Raw genomic sequence first — 25,410 nt, 5'->3', positions numbered from 1 at the left:
GGAGTGAGCATGAGCAGCAACGACGGAGCCGCCCGCCGCAGTGCGGCCTGGTTCGCCGCGGAGGGCCGCAACGGCTTCATCCACCGGTCCTGGATGCGCAACCAGGGATTCGGCCCTGAGGTCTTCGACGGGCGGCCCGTGATCGGTATCGGCAACAGCTGGTCCGAACTCACCCCCTGCAACGCCCACTTGCGCGACGTGGCGGAGGCCGTCAAGCGCGGCGTATGGGAAGCCGGCGGGCTGCCGCTGGAGTTCAACACCATGTCGCTCGGCGAACCGCTCATGCGCCCCACCACGATGCTCTACCGCAATCTGATGGCGATGGAGGTCGAGGAGACGCTGCGGGCCAACCCCCTCGACGGTGTGGTGCTGCTGTCCGGCTGCGACAAGACGACCCCGGCCATGCTGATGGGCGCCGCGAGCGTCGACATCCCGTCGATCATGGTGACCGGCGGGCCGATGCTCAACGGCAAGTTCCGTGGCAGGGACATCGGTTCCGGCACCGCGGTGTGGAAGCTCAGTGAGGAGATGCGCGCCGGCAAGCTCACGCAGGAGGACCTCCGTGAGGCGGAGGGCTGCATGTCACGCAGCCGCGGCCACTGCATGACGATGGGCACCGCCTCGACGATGGCTTGCATGGCGGAGAGCCTGGGCATGCAGATGTCCGGTGGCGCGGCGATCCCCGCCGTCGACGCAAGGCGTTATGTCCTGGCGCAGGCGTCCGGCCGGCGGGCCGTCCAGCTCGTCGAGCAGGATCTGCGGCCGTCTCAGGTGCTCACGCGAGAAGCCTTCGAGAACGCGATCCGTGTGAACGCGGCCCTCGGCGGATCGACCAACGCGGTGGTACACCTGCTGGCCCTCGCCGGCCGTGTCGGAGTGCCCCTGGAACTCGGCGAGTTCGACGAGCTGACGGCCCAAGTCCCCGTACTGGCCGACATGATGCCCTCCGGCCGCTTCCTGATGGAGGACTTCTACTACGCGGGCGGTCTCCCCGTCGTGATGCGTGAACTGGGAGACCTCATCCACCGGGAGTCGGTCACCGTCACGGGACGGGCCATCGGCGAGGAGATCGCCGACGCGGAGTGCTACAACCGCGAGGTCATCCGCACGGTCGCCGAGCCGTTCATGCCTGCGGGAGCGGGAACCGTCGTCCTGTACGGCAGCCTGTGCCCCGACGGCGCGGTGCTGAAGGTCTCCGCGGCCGACCCGGACCTGCTCAACCACCGCGGGAAGGCCCTCGTCTTCGACCGCGTCGAGGACTACACGGCCGCGGCCGACGACCCGGAGCTGCCGGTCGACCGGACCACCGTCATCGTCGTGCGCAACGCCGGGCCGAAGGGCTACCCGGGCTTCCCCGAAGTGGGGAACGTTCCCGTGCCGAAGAAGCTGCTGGAGGCGGGCATCGAGGACGTCGTCCGCATCAGTGACGCGCGCATGAGCGGCACCGGATACGGCACGTGCGTCCTGCACGTCGCCCCCGAGGCGGCCGTCGGCGGTCCCCTCGCCCTCGTGCGGACGGGGGACACCGTCGAACTCGACGTGCCGGGGCGGAGGCTCGACGTGTGCGTGGACGAGGCCGAACTGGCCGCCCGCGCCAAGGAAGTTGCGGCCGACCGGGACACCGAGGACGAGGGCCGGGCGCGCCGCGGCTGGGCGAAGCTGTACACCGACCACGTCATGCAGGCCGACCGCGGCGCAGACCTGGACTTTCTCACGGGCTCCGGCGGCAGCGAGGTGCCCCGCCACTCGCACTGACACCGCGGCGCCGGCACGTCCCCGGGCCGGGGCACCGGCTTCCGTGCTCCGGCGGGGAGTTGTCAGCCCGCTGCCGCCTGCTCGCCCGGAGCGGCCGTGAGGGACGCGAGTCGGTCCCGCACGTCGCGCACCGCACCCGGCCTGCGCCCCGGCGCCAGCTCCCTCAGCTCCGCCAGCTGCACACCGAGGGGGTAGGCCTGCGAGGGGTCGGTGACCTGGTGCCAGCAGTGGTGGGCGCGGTCGACGGCGCCGAAGACCTCGGCCGCGTCCGCGGCCTGACCGCGCTGGAGCCGTACGGCGGCAGCCTGCAGCCACAGGGTGCAGGCCCGGCCGGCGTCCCCCGCCTGGTGGGCGAGGTCGGCTCGTACCTCCACCCAGTGGACGGCCTCCTTGGAGTGCGGACCGGACGCGCGCAGGGCGGCCGTCTCCCACTGGGCCGCGATCGTCGCGGCCTCGCTGTGCCGACCCTCGCGGGCTGCCTGGTATATGGCGTCGTGCACGCCGGCGGGCACGTCCGCGGGGACCTCGGTGTCCTTGACGCGCGGGGCCGCTTCGGGGTCGGACGCGGGGGGTTGCGCGGGAGGTGCTCCCGGAGCCCGAGTTGTCGGCGCGGCACCGGGAGGCGCAGGCGGGGGAGACGACGGTCGGGGAGGCACCGCGGGCGTCGCGGGTGCGGGGAGGGGTGTGACGGTCGCGGCAGGGGACTCCGCCCGGGGCACCACCATGGGTGCAGGTGCCGCCATCGCAGTGGGCGCCGCCGCAGCTCCGGGTGCCGGAGCGGGCACGTGTCCCGTCCCGGAGGCGGTCGGCGAGGGGCCGGTGCCGAGCAGCATCCGCTCAGCGTCGCCGAAGCCGAACCCTGCCTGGTGCAAGGTGAGTTGGTGCAGCTCGTCCAGGGGCGGCCGCACTCGGCTCACGCGCAGGACCGCGGCCAGGGCGCGGCTGTACTCCGGCGCGGACGTCCCTCGCCTGGCGGGCGGCGCCGAGAGCGACCCGTACAGGACCAGTCCGCCCGCGAGGAGATGCTGCGAACGCCGCTGCCACATCGTCTCGTCGGCGACCAGGTCGGCGATGACGGCCGTCAGCCCCGGGGGTCTGCGCCCGAACTCCGCGGACAGCCAGTGCCAGGGCAGGCCCGTGTAGCGCACGGAGCGCGGTGTGGAACGAGTCAGGGCCAGATGCGGCAGATGCTCACGCGAGTCGAGCATGAGCTGCCCCGACAGATAGACCAGCAGCGGCCCGTCGTGCGCGGCGGCCGTACGCAGGTGTGACAGGACGGTGTTGGGGTCGCCGGGGTCGGCGAGCTGGACGACGCTGCCCGTTCCGGTGCCGAGCAGAACCGACGGGGGAGTCGCGGCCAGCGCCGGAAGGGCTTCGGTGGCGGAGACTGCCGGGTGTCTGCCCGGCGGAGTGGCCGCCACCAGCAATCCGTAGCCCCGCCCCGCCTGTTCGCCGTCCGTGCCGTGCTCGTGCCGCGCCCCGTACCCCATGTCAGCACCGTATCTGCTGACTTGCCCGTCTGCTCCCGGTGGGCCACCGTCAACGAGCCCCGGAACGGGGTCACTTGGTGGTGACGGTGACCGGCCGGTCTTCCTTCAGCTGGGCGAAGAGCTTCTTTGCCTCCACCGTGTTCCAGCGCAGCGCGCTGCCCTTCGACGTCGCGATGCCGCCCGCCGTGGGCACGTTGACCTGCTTCCCGCCTCCCTTGGACACGCCCTGGACGGAGCGGAACATGCTGGTCAGCGCCCGCATGCTCATGTCCTGGTCGACGACGAGAGTGTCCAGCCCCGCGTTGAGCGCCGGATACATGTCGGACGGGTTGAGCATCGTGCCCGGCGAAGTCGCCTTCTTCGCAAGGGCGGAGAGGAACTTCTGCTGGTTCTGCGTACGGCCGAGGTCCCCCTTGGCCTCCTGGTGGCGCTGCCGCACGAAGGCGAGAGCCTCCGCCCCGTTGAGGTTCTGGCAGCCCCGCCGCAGGTCGGCACCGGAGTCCTCGTCCTTGATGTCCCGCTCGATGCACATCGGAACACCGCCGACGGCATCGACGATGTTGACGAACCCGGCGAACCCGATCTCGGCGTAGTGGTCGATGCGCAGACCGGTGTTTTGCTCGATGGTGGATATCAGCAGTTCCGGACCGCCCAGCGAGAAGGCCGCGTTGAGCTTGTTCTTCGCTGCCTTCGACGTCTTCCCGGTGGACGGGCGCTTGTAGCCGGGGACGGTCACCCATGAGTCGCGGGGGAGGCTCATCATGGTGGTGCCGTTCTCGCCCTTGTGCATGAGGATCATCGAGTCGGTGCGGCGCCCGCCGAAGACACCCGTCTTCAGCTTCTTCCTGTCCGCCTCGGAGAGGCCCTCACGGCTGTCGGAGCCCACGATGAGGTAGTTGGTGCCCTTGCCGGCGGGCGGACGGTCGGTGAACTTGTTGAGGTCCACGTCGCGTTGGAGCTTCGTCTCGGCCCAGGCGAACGTACCGCCGGAGCCGGCGAGGATCGTGGCGAGCAGCACGACGGCCGCGCGTCTGAGCGGCCGTCGGCGCTTGGGGCGGCGCGGCGCGCGTGGGGGAGTGGGGCCGAAGCGGGAGTTGTTCTCCCGTGAGGGCGGCCTGCCGCCCGGCCCGCCACCCGGGCCGCCGGTCCCGACGCGCCCGCCCGGTCCGCCGGGGCCCGCCGGTCCGCCCGGGCCTGAGGGTCTGCCGGGCTGCGGGTCCTGCGCGGGGCGCGGCACCGGGGTGTATGCCGGCACCGTCGCCGGACGTCCCACCGGCTCCGTACGTGACCTGGCCACTTCGCCCTTGATCGTGCCCCTGGTCTCCCAGGAGGGCCGCAGCGGCTGGTCCGAGTTCTGGCGTGACGGGCCCCGGACGTTCACCGGGTCCGAGACCGCCCACCCCTGGCCGGTTCCGGCCCAGCCGTGGACGCTCGAGCCCTCGGGTCCGTACTGCCGCCACTCGCCGGCCAACTCGGCGGTGTGGCCCGGAGAATCCCCCTGGGACGCGTCTGGCGTCCCACCCGCGGCCCACTGGTCAAGTGGGTCCCTCATGGTCCGACTCTCCTTCGGTCACGTCGATTCGGTCAGATGCGGTCGTTCACTTCGAGAGCAGACTCTTGCGCTCCACCGGTTCGCTGAGCAGGTACTCGTCGGCCGTGCCGGAGCGGTTCATGCGCTGCCACTTGAGCCGGTTGCCGAGCATGGCGGTCACCACCGACTGGATGATGACCAGATACAGCAACTGCCTGTAGACGAACAGCTGGAGCGGCAGCGCCCACAGCTCGCGCATCCGCTCCTTGTCCAGCCGCAGGGCGTACGCAGCCGTGACCATCTGGACGGCCATGAAGCCGAGCCAGACGCTCACCGCCTGTGCCGGATCGCGGAAGAAGATGCCGTACAGGAAGAAGACATCGACGACCGGCGCGAACAGGGGCAGCGCGATCTGGAAGAGAGCCAGATAGCTCAGGCCCCTGCGGCCGAAGCGCCCGGCCGGGCCGACCTCCAGGACGGCACGGCGGTGCTTCCACATGGACTGGAGCGTGCCGTAACACCAGCGGTACCGCTGCCGCCACAACTGCCCCAGGCTTCCCGGCACTTCGGTCCAGGCGATGGCCGACTCCTCGTAGACCACGCGCCATCCGGCCCGCCACAGAGCCATCGTCAGGTCGGTGTCCTCGGCCAGGGTGTCGTCGCTGACGCCCCCGATGCCCATCAACGCGTCCCTGCGGAAGGCACCGATGGCACCCGGAACGGTCGGCATGCACTCCAGGACCTCGAACATCCTTCGGTCCAGGTTGAACCCGAAGACGTACTCCAGGTGCTGCCATCTGCCCAGCAGCCTGGTCCTGTTGCCGACCTTGGTGTTGCCGCTCACCGCGCCGATCGCCGGGTGGGCGAGCGGCTGGATGAGCCGGTAGAGGGCGTCGGGCTCGAAGACCGTGTCGGCGTCGACCATCACGACGATGTCGTGACGCGCGTAGCCAAGACCGGTGTTGAGCGCGCCCGGCTTGCCCGCGTTGGGCTGCCGCACGACCGTCACACGCGGGTCGCGGACGCCCTCGGCGATCTGCGCGGTCCGGTCCGTTGAGCCGTCGTCGATGACGATGACCTGGAGGTAGGGGTGCGTCGAGGCCAGAAGGGAACGGACGGTCGACTCGATCCCGGCCTCCTCGTTGTGCGCCGGGACCAGGACAGTGACAGGTTCGTTCACCTCCCGCAGCCACGGCGATCCCGGACGGAACCTCTGCAGGCGCCTCATGTGGACACGGGCGAACAGCACGAGCATCAGAAGCCGCAGCACGCCGAGCCCGCCGGCGATGCCCAGCGCCCAGGCCATGGCACTGGTGAAGAAGCTGCCCAGGGTCCGCGCCCATATCAGCCCCTCACCCCGCAGCCGGTCCGCCGCGGACACCGTCGTCATCGCTGACTGCTGCCCCAGCCCCCCTGTGACGGTAGTGAACTTCTTGACGTTCCGGTTGCGGAGCAACTGCTCAGCTTCGTGATAACCGAGGTCGGTATGGCTGTACTGCCGTATCACTCCCTGAGACGGCTTGCGGGACCTCTTGTCGGTGGCGACGAGGAGATAGCCCTGGTCGGCGCTGCGCTGCGCCGCGGTCCACTCCTTGCCGCACATCGTGTCCGCCGCCTTGGTGTGGGGAAGGCGCAGAAGTCCCGTGTTGACGCCGGCGGTGCCCGCGAGCGCGGTCTGCGTCAGCGAGAGCTCCAACTGGGAGCGGACGGGCGAGGCGATGCCCAGGTCACCGCCCGTGTAGGTGTACGAACCGATCTCGTGGCCCTCGGCGTGGATGCGCCGCACGAGCTCGGGATGGCTGGTGGCCTGCGATCCGTAGATGAAGAAAGTGGCCTTGGCGTGGTGGCTGCGCAGCAGGTCGAGGATGCGCGGAGTCCACCGGGGGTCCGGGCCGCCGTTGAAGGTGAGCGCGGCCGTGCGGGCAGGCATGGCCGCGGTCTCGACCTTCGTCCCGGACAGCCGCAGCACCGGGTCCCCGTTGTCGGCGGCGCGCGGGATCGGCGTGGTGCACGGGGCCTTGGTGCGTGCGGCGTCGACCTCGTGATTCGTCCAGCCCTCGAAGAGCAGGGCAGCCGTCACCACGGGCAGGAAGAGCAGAAGCAGCAACCAGTGCCCGCGGGGGTCTCGGCGCAGCGCGTGCCGGCTCACCTGGTCGCGCCGCCGGGACGGGCCGAGGAATTACCAGGCGTGGGGGTGGTCTTGGCGGGGTCGTTGTCGCTGTAGGGGGTGGGGGGTGTGGTCTTGCGGTCGGGCCTGGTCGAGGCCTTGGGGTCGTGGGGGGAGGACGAATTGTGGGGGGAGGCTGAGCGGGCCGGGAAGTGTGCGCCCGCCGGTACGTCGGAGTCGTCCTGTGAGGAGCTGCTCGGCAGCGGTTCGTCCATGCGCGGGGGGTGATCCCCGGCAGGCTGCACGCCACCGAAAACAGCTACGAAGAGCGCCATGTACCCGGTGCAGGCGGTCCCGACGGTCACTGCCGCATATCGGACGAGTCTTCTTCGCCGACCTGAACTGGCAATGAATATCGGGTTATTCCCGTCTGCACGCCTCCGTCGGCTGTGGTTCATGGATCGCATGGGGCGTGAGTGTAGCCAGCCGAGAACGCGAGCGACCCGGAAAGATTCAGTAATCCCCCTGTGAACTGTGTCGCCCTCGTCGGGGGCCGGTCCAGCAGCCTTCGGAATCTCATGGTCCACCACTCCTGATCGGATGGTCGGTGATGGTCGGTCTTCCCCCGGTTCCCCTGATGGCATGATGCCGCTCTTCAGCGGCGGTGTACTCGGGCTGTACTGGGAGGGGCTTGTCCTCACCGCAGGGACGGTGGGAGGACAGGTGGCGCGGAAATCCGCCCCGGCGTGGTCACAGGGCGTTCCGGACGGGGGTCCGGCGAGGTTCCGCCGCCCTGTGGGAGGCGCGCCGAGAATGGTGGAATGCCCAGGTGAGGGCGGCAGTCGAGCTCTGTGGGGAAGCCCGCCGCCCGACGCACCGTCAGCCATCGAAGCGCATACGGCGACTTTGCCGTTCTGTCCTTTTCGCGGCGACTCGTCATGCCCTTGCCGCGACACGAATCGGCCGCTCCCACGCGGGACATTGGCTTGATCTGCTCGCTGCGTACCGGCCGGTCACCCTCACCATGTATAGCTGCGAGTGCGGGTTGAATTCCGCAGGGAACTTGCGAATTCAACGCGTAACCGCCCTTGCGTAAATGGGCTTTTGTTTGCCTCATTCGCCGACCAATTGCGTGGGCGCGAATGAAGTGGATTCTTCCTCTGAAACACGACATTCGGCGCGCGCTTCGGCCTGCCCGCCGAGGCCCCGATGGTGACTATGAACACGATGTAAAGATTCTGTGACCACGATGTTCTCCGTGGCCATGAACGAGGTGCCGCGGGACATCGCCCGGCCGCTGGAAAGGCGCGGGGGGATCGCGGCGGCGCCGTCAGCCGGCGGACGGTGCGCCGATATGGCGATCAGGGCAGGGCCCGCGTGGGCCTCACCCCGCGGATCGCGACCTCCGCGCGGCAGCTCCCGCGTGTGCCCGCCGAGCGCGCACCCGGTGTCAACGGCCATGAGAACAAGCCCGGATGACGGGACGGAGCGTGCGCCCACTCGTCCGGCATCGCACGCCGGCGCTCCAACTGCCGCGTACCGGCAGTGGCATGTAGCCGGACGGGCCCGGCCGGGCACCTCGTTGTCAGCGGTGCGACGGTGCGGTCGCTCGTCAGCGGCGCGAGGCCGGCGGTCGTGTGCTCGCCCGTACGGGCGGCATCCGCACCACCGCCTGGTGCACCGCTCCGGACAGCCGTCCGGGAGCGCGGATGAGGACCGGCCCGGGGCCTTCGGCGGGAACCTGCGGCGGTCTGGACGGCCTGAGCCGGTGTCCGGCGCTGTCGGCCGCGAGCACGGCGAGTCCCCAGGCGGTGACCGCTCCGGCCACGAGTGCCCCGACGGCACCCGCTGTCCCGAAGCGGAAGCCCTCGCCGAGCATCACGATGCCCACGGCGGCCGCGAAGGCGGGGTTGACCACGGTCGTCGTCGCCAGTGGCGCTGCCAGCCCGCCGCCCCGGTAGGAGGACTGCGAAGCGGCCAGGCCGCTCGCGGCGAGAACGCCGATCAGGACCAGTAGCGGCGCGGTGGACAGGACACCGGGGAGCGTAGGACTCCAGCCGTCCGCAACCGTCTTGATGAATACCGAGGCCGCCCCGTAGGCCACGCCCGCCGCGGCCGCGAGCGCGACGGACCTCAGCATCGGCACCCGCCGTCCGACGGTCGTCGCTGTGACCAGCAGTAGAGCGAGCAGGCACGCCACGGCCACCGTCAGGCCGATTTGGCCCGCTCCGCCGAGGCCGCGCACAGGCGTCGAACCTGTGAGGACGATGAGCACCGCCAGTCCGCCCGAGACGATGAAGATGCCGTGCCACGCCGAGGCGCTCACCGGCCGTCTGACGAGCAGGGCCGCCAGCGGGGCCGCCAGTACCAGCGTGAGGACGCCGAGGGGCTGTACGACGGTCAGAGGGCCCAGACCCAGCGCGCCCACGTGGAGAATGGCGCCCAGGCTGTTCAGTGCCACCGCTCCCCACCACCGGTGCGAGCGGAGCAGCCCGTACCGGCTGGGCCGTGTGGTCGCCGCGATGCGCTCCTGGACGATGGCGGCGGTGGCGTAGCAGAAGGCCGAGACCAGCGACAGCAGCACCGCTGCCAGTAGGGCGTTCACGGACGATCCAGGTGGAATTCCCGCATCCGGTTCATACCGTCAACGATGCCTCGTGTCCGGCGCCCTGTCCTCGTCCGGCGGGTGAGTCCTGCCGTACGGCCTCAGGAGTACACCCGCCGATGCGTGTGCACCGCACGTCCTACATGCGGCCGCACGGGCTCAGCCGGACGAGACACCGCCGGAGGAGGCGCCCTCGTTCGGGGTGAGGGTGCCCGTGGCGACGAGCACGAGAATCGCGATGCCCAGCACCACGCGGTAGATCACGAAAGGCATGAAGCTGCGGGTGGAGATGTAGCTCATGAACCACGCGATGACCGCGTAGGCCACGACGAAGGCGAGAACCGTCGCGAAGATGGTCGGCCCCCACGAGACGTGCCCCTTGCCGATCTCCGTCAGCTCCAAGAAGCCCGAGGCCATCACGGCCGGGATCGCGAGCAGGAAGGAGTAGCGGGCGGCGGCCTCGCGGGTGTAGCCCATGAAGAGCCCGCCGCTGATGGTGGCGCCCGACCTCGAGACGCCGGGAACCAGCGCCAGCGCCTGCGCACAGCCGTAGAGCAGACCGTCCTTGACGTTCAGTTCCTCGATCGTCTTGCGCGGGCGTGCCCTCTTGCCCTTCCCGGAACGTCCGCCCTGGGCTGCGAGCCTGTCGGCGATGCCGAGGATGATGCCGAGGACGATCAGCGTCGTCGCGATGAGCCGCAGGTCCCGGAACGGGCCCTCGATCTGGTCCTTGAACAGCAGCCCGAGCACGCCGATCGGGATCGATCCCACGATCACCAGCCAGCCCAGCTCCGCGTCGTGGTTGCGCCGCATGCTGCGGTCGACCAGGGAACGGCTCCAGGCGGAGATGATGCGCCCGATGTCCTTGCGGAAGTAGATGATGACTGCCGCTTCTGTGCCGATCTGAGTGACGGCGGTGAAGGCGGCGCCCGGGTCCTGCCAGCCGGCGAAGGCCGCGGTGAGCCGAAGGTGGGCGCTGGAGGAGATCGGGAGAAATTCGGTCAGTCCCTGGACGAGCCCGAGAATGAACGATTCGAACCAAGACATCTACTCTGACCCGTCCTCGCCGCGGCAATGATCACGCGGAGCAGACTACAGCCACACGGATGACGGGCGAGCGGGGGGTGATGAGCCCTCAGGAGCGTGAGGCGCCTTGCTTGTAAAGGGTCTTCGTCGCGCATCCCGCTGGCTCGCTGCCGAGCACGTGGCGCTTGCGCCAGGCCAGCACGGCGCCTCCGAGACCGGAGAGCGCGATGAAGCCGAAGGCGGCGAGGAAGACGGGCGAGGTGGGCGCCGTGGCGTGGCTGCCGGCGATCACATACGCGGCGGTGTTGGGGACCACACCCAGTGCCGTCGCGGCGAGGAAGGCCGTCCATCCCATGCGGGAGACGGCGGCGCCGTAGTTGGAAGCCGCGAAGGGAACGCCGGGGAGAAGTCTGATCACCAGCATCGAACGGAATCCGTGCCGGCTCAGCTGACGGTCGACGGCGGTCACCCAGCGGGCCCGCAGCAGCGGACGCAGTGCGTCCTGCCCGAGGACGCGGCCCAGACCGAATGCGAGGCCGGAGCCGATGACGGTACCGGCGACGGCGGCGACGGTTCCGGCCTGTGTGCCGAAGAGCGCGCCCGCGGCGACGTTGAGGACGGGACGGGGAACGAAGGCGGCGGTGCACAGCCCGTAGGCCACGGTGAAGAAGAAACCCGCGAGACCGCCCGAGAGATGCGCGGGCAGCCCATGGGTGACGAACCGCTGCGGCTCGTACACCAGCATCGATATCCCCGCCGCGCACAGCAGCACCAGCAGTACTGCGAGCCGGCACCTCGGGGAGAGCAGCGCCTGGGCCAGTCGGCTGGGGAGACCGTCTGACTGCTGCGTGGAGGGGACGGACACGCGGCGAGCGTAACCGACGAATGTGATCGCCCGCCGGGCGAGAAGGGCATCGCTTCTCCCCGGAACGGTCACTTCCGCGTCCGGGTAACTCAAGTGACCGCGTCGGTGGCACCCGTCTCAGCGGCGACTTCGCAACTCCCGGACGCAGCGCGGACGCGCTCGTCGGGACAGGAGAAAAATCAGTCGACGTACGCCCGTTGGGGCGCAACCATCAAGGTCATGTTCCGGCAGACCCTCCACATGGCACGGCCCGCGGCAGCGGGCGTGCTCAGGGCTGCCGCTTTCTCGTTCCTCTCGGACACACGGCCCATCGCCGCCTCGGCTGTTTCATCAGCCACCGACACCGCCCTGGCAGCCGCTGCCGCAGTGGCCGCCGGCGGCGCCCGAGGCTGACCCTTCCCGGATCGCACCGAGGACCCCGCAGGGGGAGGGTCGGCTGGTCCGAGGGGTCCCGGCCATCACCGCGCCGTGTCACGGCGCGCAGCAGACGAGGAAGAACATGGCCAAGCAGGCTTATGTGCGCAGCAAGCCGCATCTGAACATCGGAACCATGGGGCACGTCGATCACGGCAAGACGACGCTCACCGCCGCCATCACCAAGGTCCTCAGCGACCGCGGCACTGGCACGTTCGTGCCGTTCGACCGCATCGACAAGGCACCCGAGGAGGCGGCCCGCGGCATCACCATCACCATCGCGCACGTCGAGTACGAGTCCGGGACCAGGCATTACGCGCATGTCGACATGCCAGGTCACGCGGACTTCATCAAGAACATGGTCACCGGCGCGGCGCAGCTGGACGGCGCGATCCTGGTCGTCTCGGCCGTCGACGGCGTGATGCCGCAGACCGCCGAGCACGTGCTGCTCGCGCGGCAGGTCGGCGTCGAGCACATCGTCGTCGCACTGAACAAGGCCGACGCCGGGGAGGAGGAACTGACAGAGCTGGTCGAGCTGGAGGTCCGCGAGCTGCTGAGCGCTCACGGCTATGCCGGCGACACCCTCCCCGTCGTGCGGGTCTCCGGCCTGCGTGCGCTGGAGGGCGACCCGCGCTGGACGGCCGCGATCGAGGCGCTGCTGGACGCCGTGGACACCTACGTCCCCGACCCCGAGCGGCATCTGAGTGCGCCGTTCCTGCTGCCGGTGGAGAACGTGCTGACGATCACCGGACGCGGCACCGTCGTCACTGGCGCGGTCGAACGCGGCACCGTGCGCGTCGGCGACAAGGTGGAGGTGCTCGGGGCGGCAACCGAGACCGTCGTGACCGGCGTCGAGACCTTCGGCAAACCCATGGAGGAGGCCCAGGCCGGAGACAGCGTCGCGCTCCTGCTGCGCGGCGTGCCCCGGGACGCTGTCCGCCGGGGGCACATCGTCGCCGTCCCCGGCAGTCTCGCGCCACGCCGGCGCTTCACGGCCCAGGTCCGTCTGCTCCCCATGCGGGACGGCGGCCGGCGCACCCCGGTGCACAGCGGGTACCGGCCGCAGTTCTATCTGCGCACGGCGGACGTGGTCGGCGAGGTCACCCTCGGCGCGGACGGCGTGGCACTGCCCGGCGAGACCGTGACGCTCGACGTCGAGCTCGGCCACGAAGTCCCGCTGGAGCCGGGCCTCGGCTTCGCGGTACGTGAGGGCGGCCGCACCGTTGGCGCGGGAACGGTCGTCAGCGTCGGGGAGGAGTGAACGGGGCGAAGGTCGAGACCGGCGCGAGGCCCGCGTGAGGCCCGGCCCGGACGTGCGGAGGGCGGACTGCCTGCACGTCCGGGCCGAAGCCACAATGGGCTGGTGGACGACGAGCCGATACCCGTGACACGTGCCGTTCAAGGCGGCACCGCAAAGCTGCTGCCCGACATCGACCACGAGGGCGGCTGGCTGCTCACGGTCGACGGCGCGCCCCAGTCCTATGTTGACCTGCGCGATCCGACGTACCTGGAATTCGAGTACGCGCGCCGCGTGGCCCACGTACTGGATCTGGCGGCACCTCCCGAACAGGCCCTGGACGTCGTGCACTTGGGCGGCGGCGCGCTCACCCTTCCCCGGTACGTGGCGGCTACCCGTCCCGGATCCCGGCAGCGCGTCGCCGACACCGACGAGGCGCTGCTCGTCTTCGTCGAGGAGTATCTGCCCCTGACGCCCGGCTCCGGGATCGCCGTGGCGGCACAGGACGCCCGCGCCTTCCTCGACGCCTCACCAGCCGCGTCGGCGGACGTCGTGACAGCCGACGTCTACGGCGGAGTGCATGTGCCGGCGCATCTGACCACCGTCACCTACGCGCAGGCCGTACGCCGCGTACTGCGGGACGACGGCGTCTGCGTCGTCAATGTGGCCGACGCCGCGCCCTTCCGCTTCGCCGGTTCCCAAGTCGCCACGTTCCGTACGGCGTTCGAGCACATGTGTCTCATCGCCGAGCCTTCCATGCTGCGCGGCCGGCGCTTCGGCAACATCGTGCTGGTCGCCTCGCACGAGCCCTTCCCCGTGGACGCGCTCGCCCGCAGAACGGCCTCGGACACCTTTCCCGCACGGGTCGAGCACGGCGCGGGGCTGGAGCGTCTCACCGACGGGGCTGCACCCGTCCAGGACGGTGACGCGGCGCCCTCACCGGAGCCGCCCGACGGCGCCTTCACCATCGGCTGAGTACGGCGGGAGGCCGGACGGAGGACGACGCCCCTGGCCAGGAGCAGTTACTGAGTGGTAACATCCGGCCATGTCCTCCACAGATTCCCTTCCGTCCATCGGCCAGATGATGGCGGACACCGTCCCGATGGTCCGCACCCTCGGCCTCGAGTTCTCCGAGACGAGCCCCGAGCGGGCAGTCGTCTCGCTGCCCGACCAGGGTGCTTACCACAACCACGTCGGCGGCCCGCACGCCGGCGCCATGTTCACGCTCGCCGAGTCGGCCAGCGGCGCGATCGTCCTGGCCGCGTTCGGCGACCAGCTCTCGCGCGCGGTGCCGCTGGCCGTACGGGCCGAGATCGGCTACAAGAAGCTGGCCATGGGCCCCGTGACCGCGACCGCCGAACTGGGCAGGCCCGTCGCGGAGGTGCTGGCCGAACTGGACGCGGGGGAGCGGCCCGAATTCCCCGTGGAGGTGAAGATCTCCCGCGAGGACGGCGCCGTGACCGGCGAGATGACGATCATCTGGACGCTGCGCCCGCACAACTGACCGCCCGAGGAGTCCGGCTTCCGCTTGGGCGGCGTGACCTGCGGCGCCCTCCCGTGGCGCCGCCCCGTGTTTCCCGGCATCGGTTAGGCTGCCCGCACGCGCGCCCCGCGACGGTCCGGGCGCGTGCGCGGGACGGGCAGGACAAGGCCTCCCGCGTCCATCACCGGCGGGAGGAAGCCCAGTTGCACGTCCAGGAGTGGCTCGAGACCGTGCCGGCCGTGAGTGTGTACCTCCTGGTCGGAGTCGTCATCGGGCTGGAGAGCCTGGGCATTCCGCTCCCGGGCGAGATCGTCCTCGTCTCTTCCGCGCTCCTCGCCTCGCAGCACCACGAGATCGATCCCCTGATCCTCGGCACCTGCGCCAGCGCGGGCGCGATCATCGGCGACTCCATCGGCTACGCGATCGGCCGCAGAGGCGGCAAACCGCTGCTGACGTGGCTCGGCGGGAAGTTCCCGAAGCACTTCGGCCCGCATCATGTCGCCAGCGCGGAGCGGGCCTTCGAGAAGTGGGGGATGTGGGCGGTCTTCTTCGGCCGCTTCGTCGCGCTGCTGCGCATCTTCGCCGGGCCGCTCGCGGGTGTGCTGAAGATGCCCTACTGGAAGTTCCTCACGGCGAACGTGCTGGGCGGCATCGTCTGGGCGGGCGGCACGACGGCCGTCATCTACTACGTCGGCATCGTCGCCGAGGCCTGGCTCAAGCGTTTCTCGTGGATGGGCCTGGTGATCGCCGTGCTCTTCGGCGTCGGCTCGATGATCGTCATGCGGCGGCGCGCCCGCAAGGCCGAGGCCGAACACGTCGCTCTGGCCGCGGATGGAGAGCCGGACAGCGGATCCGGCGAGGACCGCGCCGGATCCGGAGCGGTCCGCGCCGGCGACTGAAGCCCGGAGCTCAGTCCTCCACGGGAGAGAATTCGTCCCGGTGGTTACGGGCGAGGTGCTGGTACACGGCCGCGTTGGCCTTGATGCCCTCGTGCTCCTCCGACGTCAGCTCCCGCTTGATCTTCGCCGGCACACCCGCCACCAGCGATCCCGGCGGCACCTGCATGCCCTGCGGCACGAGAGCGTGGGCGGCGACCAGTGAACCGGCCCCGATGACGGCCCCGTTGAGAACCGTGGCGCTCATGCCGACGAGGACGTCGTCCTCCACCGTGCAGCCGTGCAGTACCGCGTTGTGCCCCACCGAGACACCCGAGCCGATGTGCGTGGGGAATCCCGGGTCGGCGTGGACCGTGCAGTTGTCCTGGATGTTGGAGCCCTCGCCGAGGGTGATCACGTCGCAGTCCGCGCGCATCACCGCTCCGTACCAGATGCTTGATCCCGCGCCGATGGTCACGGCCCCCACGACCACGGACGTCGGTGCGGTGTAGGCGTCCTCGTCGAGCTTGGGCTCCCTGCCGCTCACAGCCGCGATCACCGCTCGCTGTTCCGTCATCGTCGTCTCCGCTCAATCCCCGGCCGGTGGGCACCGGCCCCTACTTGAACCGTATGCGATGGGTGGGCGGAAGATCACAGGGGCCTGTACGGGTCCGCGGGGCCCCGCACGGCTACCGTGACGGCGTGCGATCCATCCGGAACACCTTCGCTGCTCTCGCCTCCCGTGCCGTGCACGGGATATGGCGCCGGGCGCAGTACGCAGGTGCCATCACCGCGGAGCGCCCCGGACCCTACGCATTCCGCCGCATCGGGACCGGCACCAGGCTCGCCTTCCCGCAGGGCACCGTCTTCGGCACGCCTTGGATAGAGCTCGGCGACCACTGCGTGATCGGGCAGGAGGTCACCCTCGCGGCCGGGATGCTGCCGGACCTCGACCTCGGACCGCACCCGGTCCTCACCATCGGCAACGGTGTGGTCCTCGGACGCGGCAGCCACGTCATCGCGGACGTCCAGGGGTCCGTCACCTTCGGCGACGACGTCTACTGCGGCCCGTACGTCTACATCACCTCGACCAACCACTCCTACGACGACCCGCACGAACCCGTCGGCAAGCAGTGGCCGCGCAGCGCCGCCGTGGAGATCGGCAGCGGCAGCTGGCTCGGTGCCGGGGCCGTGATCCTGCCGGGGGCGCGGCTGGGACGGAACGTGGTCGTCGCCGCCGGCGCGGTCGTGCGGGGCGAGGTCCCCGGTCACGCCGTGGTCGCCGGCGCCCCCGCGCGGATCGTGCGCCGCTGGGAGGGTGAGCGGGGCTGGCAGCCGCCGCTGCGCACGCCCGCGCCCGTACCGGTGCCGGAGGGCGTCACACCTCAGCAGCTGCGTGCGGCAGCCGAACTGGCCTCCTGCGAGGAGGAGTAGCCCGCCCCGCCGCCTCGTCGACCCGGCCGGGACGCAGACGTACGGATGATCAGGACGACGCCAGCAGCACTGTGCCGACCAGGGCAAGTCCCGCCCCGGCGGTCTGCACCGCCCGCAGCCTCTCCCGCAGCACACCCCGCGCCGCGAGCGCCGTGACCACGGGGTAGAGCGACGCGAGCACCGCGGCCGTCGTCACGGGCCCGTACGAGGTGGCCAGCATGTACGTGCCGTTGGCGGCAACGTCCGCGAGGCCCACGAAGGCCAGCGCGGGCAGCGCCATGGTCAGGGCCCTGCGGCCCCCTTCGGCGGGCAGCGCGGGCGTGCCCCGCCTGACCTGCACGTACAGGGCGGCACCTCCCACGGTGACGTTGCACACGCGCTGCACGAAGAGCGCGAGGAAGAGGCCGGCCATGGTGCTCGTGCCGGCGTGCTCGATCAGCGCCATCACCGCGCCGAACCCCAGTGCCGAGATGAGGGTGAGAGTGATCGTCTTCCGCTGCACGGGTGCGCCGCGCAGCTCCGGGCCGCCCGCGAGGACCACGCCGGCGACTGCCACGGTGATCCCAGCTGCCTGGATCCAGCCGGGCCGCTCGCCCAGTCCCAGACCGGCCGCGACGGGGACGACGACGGCGAGCGAGGCCAGCGGTGAGACCACACCCATCGGCCCCTGGGAGAGCGCTTTGTAGAAGGCGAGCATGGCCACCGGACCCACGAGACCCGCGGCCGCCGCGAACCACAGCTGCCCGCCCCACTCGCTCCAGCCGCCCATGGCGATCACGATCGCCCCGAGCACCACGGTCGCCAGGGCCTGGGAGACCACCACGACCGTCAGCGCGGACATGCGCCTGGTGAGCAGCCCTCCGCCGAAGTCGGCCAGCCCCCACATCAGGCTGGTGACCAGGGCCAGAGCAGCGGTCATGAGACACCTCGCAGTACAGTGGCGTGAACAAGGAAGTACAACTCAGCGTAGTTTATCAAACTGAACTCTGTCATCCATAATATTGGACGGTGTACGGATCCTGTGACCGATCTCGACCACCTCACGCAGTCCCTGGCCCGCAATCTGAAGCGCCGGCGGCAGGAGCGCGGCTACACCCTCGACGCGCTCGCGGCCCGCGCCGGTGTGAGCCGGGGGATGCTCATCCAGATCGAGCAGGGCCGCACGAACCCGAGCGTGGGCACCGTCGTCAAGGTGGGGGACGCCCTCGGCGTGAGCATCACCACCCTGCTCGACTTCGACCAGGAACCGCAGGTGCGTCTCGTGCCGGCGGAGCAGGCGGTGCGGCTGTGGTCCACCGAGGCGGGAAGCCACAGCACGCTGCTGGCCGGTGCCGAGTCTCCGGGCCCGCTGGAGCTGTGGTCGTGGCGGCTCATGCCCGGCGACGGAAGCCGCTCCGACCCGCACCCGGCCGGGACGACCGAACTGGTGCACGTGCGCGAGGGCAAGCTCACGCTGAACGTCGAGGGCAAGGACTACGAGGTGCCCGCGGGAACCTCCGCCTCTTTCGAGGCCAACGTGCCGCACAGCTACCGCAACGAGGGCCGGGAGCCGGTCGAGATGACCATGGCCATCTCCGTCCCCGCACCGCGCTGACCGGCTCTCCCGTGGTCCGTGGCCGGTGTTAACGTGCCGCGCATGCGCGCACCCATCGGGAACTTCGAATCGGCCACCCCTGCCGCGTCGGTCGAGCACTTCACCGGCCCGGCGGCCGACGCCGTCCGTGGCTGGAAGGGCGAGGTGCCGCGCAACCAGCTGCTCCACGTCGACACGGACCCGGAGAAGGCGGACACGGCCGTCTTCATCGAGAACTACGGCGACGACCTCCTCGGCACGTCCGCCAACTGCGTCGTCGTCGCGGCGAAGCGCGGCGGCGAACGCTCGCTCGCCGCGTGTGTGGTGCTCTCCACCACGCGCGTCGACGTCAACGGCGCGGTCCGGCGCCAACTGGAGGCGCGCAAGGCGTCGTTCGCGCCCATGGACACCGCCGTCGCGGAGACCGGCATGGAGTACGGGGGCATCACGCCGATCGGGCTTCCGGAAGGCTGGCCCGTCCTCATCGACTCCGCGGTCACCGATCTGCCCTGGACGCTGATCGGCAGCGGGCTCCGGCGCGGCAAGCTCATCGTCCCGGGCAAGGCACTGGCCGAACTGCCGGGCGCCGTCGTCCTGGAGGGCCTGGGCATCTGAGCGTGCGCCGTAACCGGCGTGCCTCGCGGCCGGCCCGAACGCCCTCAGCCGCGCCCTGACAGGTTGATGGAGAGCGCGATCGAGTGCTCGCTGAAGCCCATGGAGCGGTACAGAGGTTCTGCGTCCGCGCTCGCGTGGAGGTCGACCCGGGTCACGTCCCGCTCGGCGAACCATTCCAGCAGGGCCTCGGTCGTGGCCCGTGCGTAGCCGCGCCCCCGATAGCGCTCGTCCGTGCAGACGCTGAAGACGAAGCCGAAGCGCCCGGCGGGATGCCTCGGCGCGGGCAGGCGCTCCTCGATTCTGCCCACCGCGCACGCCGCCAGATGCAGTGGCCCCGGCCCCTCGCCGTCCACCACGAACGCGCCCAGCCATTCCCCGCCCGGGAGCTCCCGATCCAGCTGGCGGCGGGCCATCCGCTCCGCGTCCCGCTCCCACGGGCCCGGCTCGTCCCGTCCGTGCATGCCCAGGAACATCAGCCGCCGCAGCCGCACCAGTTCAGGAGCGTCGTCAGGGGACGCCATCCGGGTCGTGATCACGACCACTCACCATAGCGATGCCAAGGGGTGCGGTTCACTTGAGTTTCGGGATCTCGATCGCGGGACAGCGGTCCATGACCATCTCCAGGCCGGAGGAACGCGTGCGCTCGTAGGCAGCCTCGTCGATCACTCCCAGCTGGAACCAGACCGCCTTCGCGCCGATGTCCACGGCCGCGTCCGCGACATCCCCCGCGAGCTCGGAATTGACGAAGACGTCCACGACGTCGACGGGGAAGGGGATCTCGGCCAGCCTCGCGTAGCCCTGCTCCCCGTGCACCGTCTCTGCCTTGGGGTGCACCGGTACCACGCGCTTGCCGAAGCGCTGGAGGACACCCGCGACGCCGTACGCCGCGCGCGCCTGGTTCGTGGACAGGCCGACGACCGCCCATGTGTCGCCCGACTCCGTCAGGATCCTGCGTACGGTCTCAGCGTCTGCATACATGATCTCTCCAACGAGCAGTAGCGGCCCGTCCATTCCCGGTCCGGGCCCCGGTGGGCCCGCACGTAGGGTGCCCGTATGCAGGAGCAGTACGTCACCGTGGCCGGTGAGGGAGAGCACGAGACCGAGCTCAGCCGCTCGCGCTTCGTGTGCGTCCTGGCTCCCGCGGCCTCCGAGGAGGAGGCGAAGGCCTTCATCGCGCGGGTGCGCGCGGAGCACCCGGGGGCGACACATCACTGCTGGGCGTACGTCATCGGCGCGGACGGGGGCCTGCAGAAGTCCGATGACGACGGGGAACCGGGCGGTACCGCGGGCCTGCCCATGCTGCAGATGCTCACGCGGCGCGGGATCCGCTGCGCCGTAGCGGTGGTCGTCCGCTACTTCGGCGGAACGAAGCTGGGGGCGGGCGGCCTGATCCGCGCTTACGGCGGAGCCGTCGGCGAGGCGCTGGACGCCGTCGGTACCCGCGTGCGGCAGCGCTACCGGCTGGTGACCGTCACGACCGACCACCAGCGTGCGGGCAGGCTGGAGAACGACCTGCGCTCCAGCGGGCGTTCGGTGCGCGAGGTCACTTACGGAGTCGAGGTGACGATCGAAGTGGGACTGCCGGAGGCGGAACTCGACGACTTCCGGGGCTGGCTCGCGGACAGCACCGCCGGAACGGCTCGACTGGCGGTCGGCGGCGAGGCATACGGGAACCCCTGACGTCTCCGCGTGCTTCCAAGGTCGCGGAGGCGCCCGCGCCCTGGCCGTCCCAGGACCTCGTCCTTGCCGCCGTCCTGGCGCTGAGACCCGCGGCTGATCTTTTGCGGCCCCCGGAAACCGGACATAACGTGACGACTGCGAAGCGTCTCCGTCCCGTCAGCCGTGGAGTCGAGAGGTCCGTCGATGGCCCCCAGTCCGGCCGGTCCGTCTCCCGGCGGCGGTGCGGGCGCAGGGTCCGCCCCGGCCGCCGGTGAGGAGAACCCGACCCCTCACCGCTGGTTGGCGCTGACGGTCATCGCTCTGGCCCAGCTGATGGTCGTCCTGGACGCGACGATTGTGAACATCGCACTTCCCTCCGCGCAGCGGGACCTCGCCTTCTCCAACGACGGCCGGCAGTGGGTCATCACCGCGTACACGCTGGCCTTCGGCAGTCTGCTCCTGCTCGGCGGCCGGCTGTCCGACCTGGTCGGGCGCCGCAGGATGTTCGTGGCGGGCCTCATCGGATTCGGCGCCGCGTCCGCTCTGGGCGGGGCCGCGAGCACCTTCTCGGCGCTGGTGGGTGCCCGGGCGCTCCAGGGCATGTTCGGGGCGCTGCTCGCTCCCTCCGCGCTGTCCCTGCTGACGACCACGTTCACCCAGCCGCGTGAACGCTCGCGTGCGTTCGGCATCTTCGGCGCCATCGCGGGGTCCGGGGCGGCGATCGGGCTGCTGCTGGGGGGTGTGCTCACCGAGCATCTGAGCTGGCGCTGGACGCTGTACGTCAACGTCTTCATCGCCGTGGTGGGCGTGATCTGCGGCATGGCGATCCTGTCTCCGCACCGGCCCACGCAGCGCCCGAAGCTGGATCTGCTGGGAACCGCGCTGGTCGGCGGCGGGCTCTTCTGCCTGGTCTACGGCTTCTCCAGCGCCGATACGGAGAACTGGGGCGACTGGCGGTGCTGGGGCTCGCTCACGGTCAGCGGCTTGCTGCTGGCCGGCTTCGTCGTCCACGAGTCGCGCACCCGCAACCCGCTGCTGCCGCCGCGTGTCGTGCGGGACCGCAACCGCGCCGCGTCCTTCATCAGCATCTTCATCGCGGGTGCGGGGATGTTCGGCGTCTTCCTGTTCCTCACGTTCTACCTGCAGAGGACGCTCGACTACTCGCCCGTCAAGACGGGTCTGGCGTTCCTGCCGATGGTCCTCGCGCTGGTCGCCACCGCGCAGCTCTCCACGAACGTACTGATCCCGCGCATCGGGCCGAAGCCCGTGGTGCCCACGGGCATGGGGCTCGCCACGGTCGGGCTGGTCTGGCTCACCGCGCTGAGCCTGCACAGCGGCTACGCGGCACATGTCCTGCCGCCTCTGCTGGTGCTGGGTGTGGGGCTGGGCCTCGTCATGCCGTCCGCGATCAGCCTGGCCACGCTGGGTGTCGTCAAGCGGGACCAGGGTGTGGCCTCCGCGACCGTCAACACGATGCAGCAGGTGGGCGGTTCGGTCGGCACGTCCCTGTTCAACACCATGGCGGCCCACGCCTTCAGCGACTACACACGCACCCATCCGCGCTCGCCGGACCTGATCGCACGGGCGAACGTCCACAGCTTCGCGATCGCCTACTGGTCCGCTGCGGGATTCTTCGCGGCCGGACTGATCGTGACGGGACTGCTCTACCAGAGCGGACGGCCGCGGGACCTGGTGGCCGGCCGGACGACGGGCGACGAGGCCGGGGCCGACAACTGAGAGCGTGCGGCCGCCGCTCGTCGCCGACTGCCGAACCGGCCGGAATTCGCGGCGTGCCGTCATCCGGTTGACCGAGGCAACCGAAAGGGCTGACCCTGGCCAGGTAGTTGCCATATGCAACTGATTGGACCAGGGGCCGGCGCCGGCCGGCCCGGAGTGGGAGAGAGCATGTGCGGAATCGCCGGCTGGGTCTCGTTCGACCGCGAGCTGTCGCGTGAACGCGAGACCGTCGAGGCGATGACGGAGACGATGTCCTGCCGCGGCCCCGACGACAGCGGAACCTGGATCGCGGGCCCGGCCGCTCTGGGCCACCGGAGGCTGGCCGTGATCGACCTGCCCGGAGGACGCCAGCCCATGAGCACCGAGGCTTCCTCGGAGCACACGGTCGCCATGGTGTATTCGGGGGAGTGCTACAACTTCGAAGGGCTGCGCAGCGAACTGCGCACACGGGGGCACCACTTCAGCACCTCCTCCGACACCGAGGTCGTGCTGCGGGGCTACCTGGAGTGGGGCGAGGCTGTCGCCGAACGCCTCAACGGCATGTATGCGTTCGCGATCTGGGACGAGCGCGAGCAGAAGCTCGTGATGATCCGTGACCGCATGGGCATCAAGCCCTTCTACTACTACCCGACCGACGACGGCGTCCTGTTCGGGTCCGAGCCGAAGGCGATCCTCGCCAACCCGCTCGCCCGCCCCGCCGTCGGCGCCGACGGACTGCGCGAACTGTTCACCCTGATCAAGACTCCGGGCCATGCCATCTGGGAGGGCATGCGGGAGGTCGAGCCCGGGACCGTGGTCACGGTCGGGCGCACAGGCATCCGCAGTACGCGCTACTGGTCCCTGGAGACCAGGCCCCACACCGACGACCAGGAGACCTCGGTCGCCCACGTACGCGACCTGCTCGAGGACATCGTCCGCCGCCAGCTCGTCGCCGACGTCCCGCGCTGCACCCTGCTCTCCGGCGGCCTCGACTCCTCGGCACTGACAGGAATGGCCGCACAGCAACTGGCCGCTGGGGGACAGCGCGTTCGCAGCTTCGCGGTGGACTTCGTCGGCCACACCGAGAACTTCGTCGCCGACGCCCTGCGGGACACGCCCGACGGGCCGTTCGTGCACGACGTCGCGGCCGGTGCGGGAACGCGGCACGAGGACATCGTCCTCTCCTCGGAGGAACTCGCCGATCCGCGGCTGCGGTCGACGATGATCCGGGCACGCGACCTGCCGATGGGCTTCGGCGATATCGACACCTCGCTGTACCTGCTGTTCAAGGCGATACGCGAACAGTCGACAGTGGCGCTGTCGGGCGAGTCGGCCGACGAAGTCTTCGGCGGGTACAAGCAGTTCTTCGACCCGCTGGCACAGCAGTCGGACACCTTTCCCTGGCTCGCACGGATACAGCAGATGGCCGGAGAACCCGGTGAATACCTCACCGAGGAAGCACGCAAGGCCCTCGACCTGACGTCGTACACCCAGGACGGCTACAACGAGGCGGTCTCCGGCATCCAACGCCTGGAAGGCGAGAGCGACTTCGAGTTCCGCATGCGGAAGATCTGCCACCTGCACCTGACACGTTTCGTCCGCGTACTGCTGGACCGCAAGGACCGCGCCAGCATGGCCGTCGGCCTGGAGGTCCGCGTGCCCTTCTGCGACCACCGGCTCGTGGAGTACGTCTACAACACGCCATGGAGCCTGAAGTCATTCGACGGCCGGGAGAAGAGCCTGCTGCGCGAGGCCACCGCGGACGTGCTGCCGCGCTCCGTGTACGACCGGCTCAAGAGCCCTTACCCGTCCACGCAGGACCCGCAGTACGTCGCCGCCGTTCAGAAGACGGCATCCGACATCCTGGCCGCGCCCTCGCACCCCGTCTTCGAACTCGTCAGCCGCCGGTGGCTGCAGAGCGCCGTGGACGACGACAGCGCCCGGATCAGCCCGGGGCACAGGCACGGCCTTGAGCATTCACTCGACCTGGCCCTGTGGATGGACATGTACGCACCCGCCCTTACGCTCTCCTGAGCGCATCGCCAGGATGCGGCGGGGACCGCGGGCCGCGCTCCGGTGCGTCCGGTCACTCCCCGCCGTATCCGGCACCCGTCAGCACATCCGGCACATACGAAGGACGGCGAGGCAGCCATGGCTCAGCAAACGGCATCTCCCGAGGGCGAGTTCGGCGGGCAGGTCGCCGTCGTGACCGGGGGTGCGTCCGGCATCGGCCTCGCCGTGGCCACCGAACTGGCGCGGCGGGGCGCGCGGGTATGCGTCCTGGACGTCGCCTGTGACGCACTGCCGCCGGGGCTGGAGGGCCTGCCCTGCGACGTGACCGACCGCGCGTCCGTGAACGGCGCGCTGAGCGCGGTCGACGAACGCTACGGACGTCTTCACGTGCTGGTGAACAACGCCGGCATCGGCGCCCAGGGCACGGTCGAGGACAACGACGACGAGGAGTGGCACCGGGTTCTCGACGTCAACGTGACCGGCATGGCCCGGGTCAGCGCCGCAGCCCTCCCGCTGCTGCGCCGCGCAGCGGCGGGAGGGGACGGCGGGGCACCGGGCGGCGCCGCGATCGTCAACACCTGCTCCGTCGCGGCGACCGCGGGGATCCCTCAGCGGGCCCTGTACTCGGCGAGCAAGGGCGCCGTCCTCTCCCTCACACGCGCGATGGCCGCCGACCACGTCCGCGAGGGCATCCGCGTGAACTGCGTCAACCCCGGTACGGCCGACACCCCGTGGATCGGCCGGCTGCTGGATTCCGCTCCCGACCCGGCAGCCGAACGGGCCGCCCTCGAGGCGCGGCAGCCATTGGGGCGACTGGTCTCGGGGGCAGAGGTCGCTGCCGCCGTGTGCTACCTGGCCGGGCCGTCGGCCGGTGCCACGACCGGCATCGAACTCGCCGTCGACGGCGGCATGCAGGGGCTGCGGCTGCGCCCCTCGGCGGACTGACGCTCACCAGATGTGACTGACGCCGCCCGCGACGAACCTCAACTCACCCTGCGACCCGCGGCTTCCG

General features: G+C 70.4%; 24 protein-coding genes. 13 read left to right on the top strand and 11 right to left on the bottom strand.

Annotated elements, in window-relative coordinates:
- Positions 1 to 9 precede the first annotated feature (9 nt).
- A complete protein-coding gene (locus tag I004_RS0122325) occupies positions 10 to 1,755 on the top strand; it encodes an IlvD/Edd family dehydratase (protein ID WP_028437338.1) in 1,746 nt (581 codons plus the stop codon).
- A 62-nt stretch (positions 1,756 to 1,817) separates the two neighbouring features.
- Here the strand turns inward: I004_RS0122325 and I004_RS0122320 are convergent, their stop codons facing one another.
- The 7 genes from I004_RS0122320 to I004_RS35380 all read right to left on the bottom strand — a co-directional run bounded on the left by I004_RS0122320 (position 1,818) and on the right by I004_RS35380 (position 11,379).
- Entirely contained in the window at positions 1,818 to 3,245 is a 1,428-nt protein-coding gene (locus tag I004_RS0122320; RefSeq protein WP_028437337.1) for a hypothetical protein, read from the bottom strand.
- Between the two features lie 70 nt (positions 3,246 to 3,315).
- On the bottom strand, positions 3,316 to 4,797 hold the full coding sequence (locus I004_RS35390; protein WP_078511612.1) for an LCP family protein: 1,482 nt from the start codon (positions 4,795 to 4,797) through the stop codon (positions 3,316 to 3,318).
- A 46-nt stretch (positions 4,798 to 4,843) separates the two neighbouring features.
- Positions 4,844 to 6,925 (bottom strand): bifunctional polysaccharide deacetylase/glycosyltransferase family 2 protein, encoded by a 2,082-nt coding sequence (locus tag I004_RS0122310; protein ID WP_028437336.1) that lies wholly within the window; start codon positions 6,923 to 6,925, stop codon positions 4,844 to 4,846.
- Complete coding sequence (locus I004_RS39580) at positions 6,922 to 7,158, bottom strand: hypothetical protein (RefSeq protein ID WP_158677071.1); 237 nt, start codon at positions 7,156 to 7,158, stop codon at positions 6,922 to 6,924. Before I004_RS39580 ends, I004_RS0122310 begins: the two co-directional genes overlap by 4 nt.
- Before the next feature lie 1,337 nt (positions 7,159 to 8,495).
- Positions 8,496 to 9,488, bottom strand: coding sequence for a DMT family transporter (locus I004_RS35385; RefSeq protein ID WP_078511610.1), 993 nt, complete (start codon positions 9,486 to 9,488; stop codon positions 8,496 to 8,498).
- Between the two features lie 159 nt (positions 9,489 to 9,647).
- The gene (locus I004_RS0122295) at positions 9,648 to 10,535 is read right to left on the bottom strand and encodes an undecaprenyl-diphosphate phosphatase (RefSeq protein WP_028437335.1); all 888 of its coding nucleotides are present in this window, start codon (positions 10,533 to 10,535) and stop codon (positions 9,648 to 9,650) included.
- Positions 10,536 to 10,623: 88 nt separating this feature from the next.
- Positions 10,624 to 11,379, bottom strand: a complete 756-nt coding sequence (locus tag I004_RS35380; protein WP_051345322.1) for a TVP38/TMEM64 family protein — start codon at positions 11,377 to 11,379, stop codon at positions 10,624 to 10,626.
- A gap of 219 nt (positions 11,380 to 11,598) precedes the next feature.
- Between I004_RS35380 and I004_RS39575 the strand changes: the two genes are divergently transcribed.
- From I004_RS39575 to I004_RS35375, 5 genes are all read left to right on the top strand, one after another.
- Positions 11,599 to 11,772 carry a hypothetical protein gene (locus tag I004_RS39575; protein ID WP_158677070.1) on the top strand — a complete coding sequence of 58 codons (174 nt, stop codon included), beginning with the start codon at positions 11,599 to 11,601 and terminating at the stop codon, positions 11,770 to 11,772.
- Positions 11,773 to 11,878: 106 nt separating this feature from the next.
- A complete protein-coding gene (tuf, locus tag I004_RS0122280) occupies positions 11,879 to 13,054 on the top strand; it encodes an elongation factor Tu (protein ID WP_028437334.1) in 1,176 nt (391 codons plus the stop codon).
- 99 nt (positions 13,055 to 13,153) lie between these two features.
- Positions 13,154 to 14,005: a fused MFS/spermidine synthase gene (locus I004_RS0122275; protein ID WP_028437333.1), complete on the top strand. Its 852-nt coding sequence runs from the start codon at positions 13,154 to 13,156 to the stop codon at positions 14,003 to 14,005.
- 70 nt (positions 14,006 to 14,075) lie between these two features.
- Positions 14,076 to 14,534, top strand: a complete 459-nt coding sequence (locus I004_RS0122270; RefSeq protein WP_028437332.1) for a DUF4442 domain-containing protein — start codon at positions 14,076 to 14,078, stop codon at positions 14,532 to 14,534.
- A 182-nt stretch (positions 14,535 to 14,716) separates the two neighbouring features.
- The gene (locus I004_RS35375; RefSeq protein WP_051345309.1) at positions 14,717 to 15,412 is read left to right on the top strand and encodes a DedA family protein; all 696 of its coding nucleotides are present in this window, start codon (positions 14,717 to 14,719) and stop codon (positions 15,410 to 15,412) included.
- A 10-nt stretch (positions 15,413 to 15,422) separates the two neighbouring features.
- On the opposite strand, the gene I004_RS0122260 is transcribed toward I004_RS35375, so the two are convergent.
- Positions 15,423 to 15,965 (bottom strand): gamma carbonic anhydrase family protein, encoded by a 543-nt coding sequence (locus tag I004_RS0122260; protein WP_028437331.1) that lies wholly within the window; start codon positions 15,963 to 15,965, stop codon positions 15,423 to 15,425.
- A 125-nt stretch (positions 15,966 to 16,090) separates the two neighbouring features.
- On the opposite strand from I004_RS0122260, the gene I004_RS0122255 reads away from it, so the two are divergent.
- Positions 16,091 to 16,822 (top strand): acyltransferase, encoded by a 732-nt coding sequence (locus tag I004_RS0122255; RefSeq protein ID WP_028437330.1) that lies wholly within the window; start codon positions 16,091 to 16,093, stop codon positions 16,820 to 16,822.
- A gap of 49 nt (positions 16,823 to 16,871) precedes the next feature.
- Here the strand turns inward: I004_RS0122255 and I004_RS0122250 are convergent, their stop codons facing one another.
- Complete coding sequence (locus tag I004_RS0122250) at positions 16,872 to 17,741, bottom strand: DMT family transporter (RefSeq protein ID WP_028437329.1); 870 nt, start codon at positions 17,739 to 17,741, stop codon at positions 16,872 to 16,874.
- 102 nt (positions 17,742 to 17,843) lie between these two features.
- Here I004_RS0122250 and I004_RS0122245 point away from each other — a divergent pair, with 102 nt between their 5' ends.
- The gene (locus tag I004_RS0122245) at positions 17,844 to 18,416 is read left to right on the top strand and encodes an XRE family transcriptional regulator (RefSeq protein ID WP_028437328.1); all 573 of its coding nucleotides are present in this window, start codon (positions 17,844 to 17,846) and stop codon (positions 18,414 to 18,416) included.
- 42 nt (positions 18,417 to 18,458) lie between these two features.
- Complete coding sequence (locus I004_RS0122240; protein WP_028437327.1) at positions 18,459 to 19,010, top strand: YbaK/EbsC family protein; 552 nt, start codon at positions 18,459 to 18,461, stop codon at positions 19,008 to 19,010.
- Between the two features lie 44 nt (positions 19,011 to 19,054).
- Here I004_RS0122240 and I004_RS0122235 read toward each other — a convergent pair whose 3' ends face one another.
- Positions 19,055 to 19,546: a GNAT family N-acetyltransferase gene (locus tag I004_RS0122235; RefSeq protein WP_028437326.1), complete on the bottom strand. Its 492-nt coding sequence runs from the start codon at positions 19,544 to 19,546 to the stop codon at positions 19,055 to 19,057.
- A gap of 34 nt (positions 19,547 to 19,580) precedes the next feature.
- A complete protein-coding gene (locus tag I004_RS0122230) occupies positions 19,581 to 19,988 on the bottom strand; it encodes a CoA-binding protein (protein ID WP_028437325.1) in 408 nt (135 codons plus the stop codon).
- Between the two features lie 75 nt (positions 19,989 to 20,063).
- Between I004_RS0122230 and I004_RS0122225 the strand changes: the two genes are divergently transcribed.
- The 4 genes from I004_RS0122225 (at position 20,064) to I004_RS0122210 (ending at position 25,343) form a co-directional block, all read left to right on the top strand.
- Positions 20,064 to 20,690 (top strand): YigZ family protein, encoded by a 627-nt coding sequence (locus tag I004_RS0122225; RefSeq protein WP_028437324.1) that lies wholly within the window; start codon positions 20,064 to 20,066, stop codon positions 20,688 to 20,690.
- Between the two features lie 183 nt (positions 20,691 to 20,873).
- Positions 20,874 to 22,406, top strand: coding sequence for an MFS transporter (locus tag I004_RS35370; RefSeq protein WP_051345308.1), 1,533 nt, complete (start codon positions 20,874 to 20,876; stop codon positions 22,404 to 22,406).
- Between the two features lie 168 nt (positions 22,407 to 22,574).
- Complete coding sequence (gene asnB, locus I004_RS0122215; RefSeq protein WP_028437323.1) at positions 22,575 to 24,419, top strand: asparagine synthase (glutamine-hydrolyzing); 1,845 nt, start codon at positions 22,575 to 22,577, stop codon at positions 24,417 to 24,419.
- A 117-nt stretch (positions 24,420 to 24,536) separates the two neighbouring features.
- Positions 24,537 to 25,343 (top strand): SDR family oxidoreductase, encoded by an 807-nt coding sequence (locus tag I004_RS0122210; protein ID WP_028437322.1) that lies wholly within the window; start codon positions 24,537 to 24,539, stop codon positions 25,341 to 25,343.
- The last annotated feature ends 67 nt before the right edge of the window (positions 25,344 to 25,410 follow it).

The organism is Streptomyces sp. TAA486, from assembly GCF_000426165.1.
Note: the sequence above shows the minus strand (reverse complement) of the source record. Positions and strands in the feature narration are given on the sequence as shown.

Excerpts from the sequence above, each read along its gene's own strand:
- I004_RS0122325 (WP_028437338.1), top strand. The coding sequence starts at position 10 with ATGAGCAGCAACGACGGAGCCGCCCGCCGCAGTGCGGCCTGGTTCGCC.
- I004_RS0122320 (WP_028437337.1), bottom strand. The coding sequence starts at position 3,245 with ATGGGGTACGGGGCGCGGCACGAGCACGGCACGGACGGCGAACAGGCG.
- I004_RS35390 (WP_078511612.1), bottom strand. The coding sequence starts at position 4,797 with ATGAGGGACCCACTTGACCAGTGGGCCGCGGGTGGGACGCCAGACGCG.
- I004_RS39580 (WP_158677071.1), bottom strand. The coding sequence starts at position 7,158 with ATGGACGAACCGCTGCCGAGCAGCTCCTCACAGGACGACTCCGACGTA.
- I004_RS0122295 (WP_028437335.1), bottom strand. The coding sequence starts at position 10,535 with ATGTCTTGGTTCGAATCGTTCATTCTCGGGCTCGTCCAGGGACTGACC.
- I004_RS39575 (WP_158677070.1), top strand. The coding sequence starts at position 11,599 with ATGTTCCGGCAGACCCTCCACATGGCACGGCCCGCGGCAGCGGGCGTG.
- tuf (WP_028437334.1), top strand. The coding sequence starts at position 11,879 with ATGGCCAAGCAGGCTTATGTGCGCAGCAAGCCGCATCTGAACATCGGA.
- I004_RS0122270 (WP_028437332.1), top strand. The coding sequence starts at position 14,076 with ATGTCCTCCACAGATTCCCTTCCGTCCATCGGCCAGATGATGGCGGAC.
- I004_RS0122260 (WP_028437331.1), bottom strand. The coding sequence starts at position 15,965 with ATGACGGAACAGCGAGCGGTGATCGCGGCTGTGAGCGGCAGGGAGCCC.
- I004_RS0122250 (WP_028437329.1), bottom strand. The coding sequence starts at position 17,741 with ATGACCGCTGCTCTGGCCCTGGTCACCAGCCTGATGTGGGGGCTGGCC.
- I004_RS0122240 (WP_028437327.1), top strand. The coding sequence starts at position 18,459 with ATGCGCGCACCCATCGGGAACTTCGAATCGGCCACCCCTGCCGCGTCG.
- I004_RS0122230 (WP_028437325.1), bottom strand. The coding sequence starts at position 19,988 with ATGTATGCAGACGCTGAGACCGTACGCAGGATCCTGACGGAGTCGGGC.
- I004_RS0122225 (WP_028437324.1), top strand. The coding sequence starts at position 20,064 with ATGCAGGAGCAGTACGTCACCGTGGCCGGTGAGGGAGAGCACGAGACC.
- I004_RS35370 (WP_051345308.1), top strand. The coding sequence starts at position 20,874 with ATGGCCCCCAGTCCGGCCGGTCCGTCTCCCGGCGGCGGTGCGGGCGCA.
- asnB (WP_028437323.1), top strand. The coding sequence starts at position 22,575 with ATGTGCGGAATCGCCGGCTGGGTCTCGTTCGACCGCGAGCTGTCGCGT.
- I004_RS0122210 (WP_028437322.1), top strand. The coding sequence starts at position 24,537 with ATGGCTCAGCAAACGGCATCTCCCGAGGGCGAGTTCGGCGGGCAGGTC.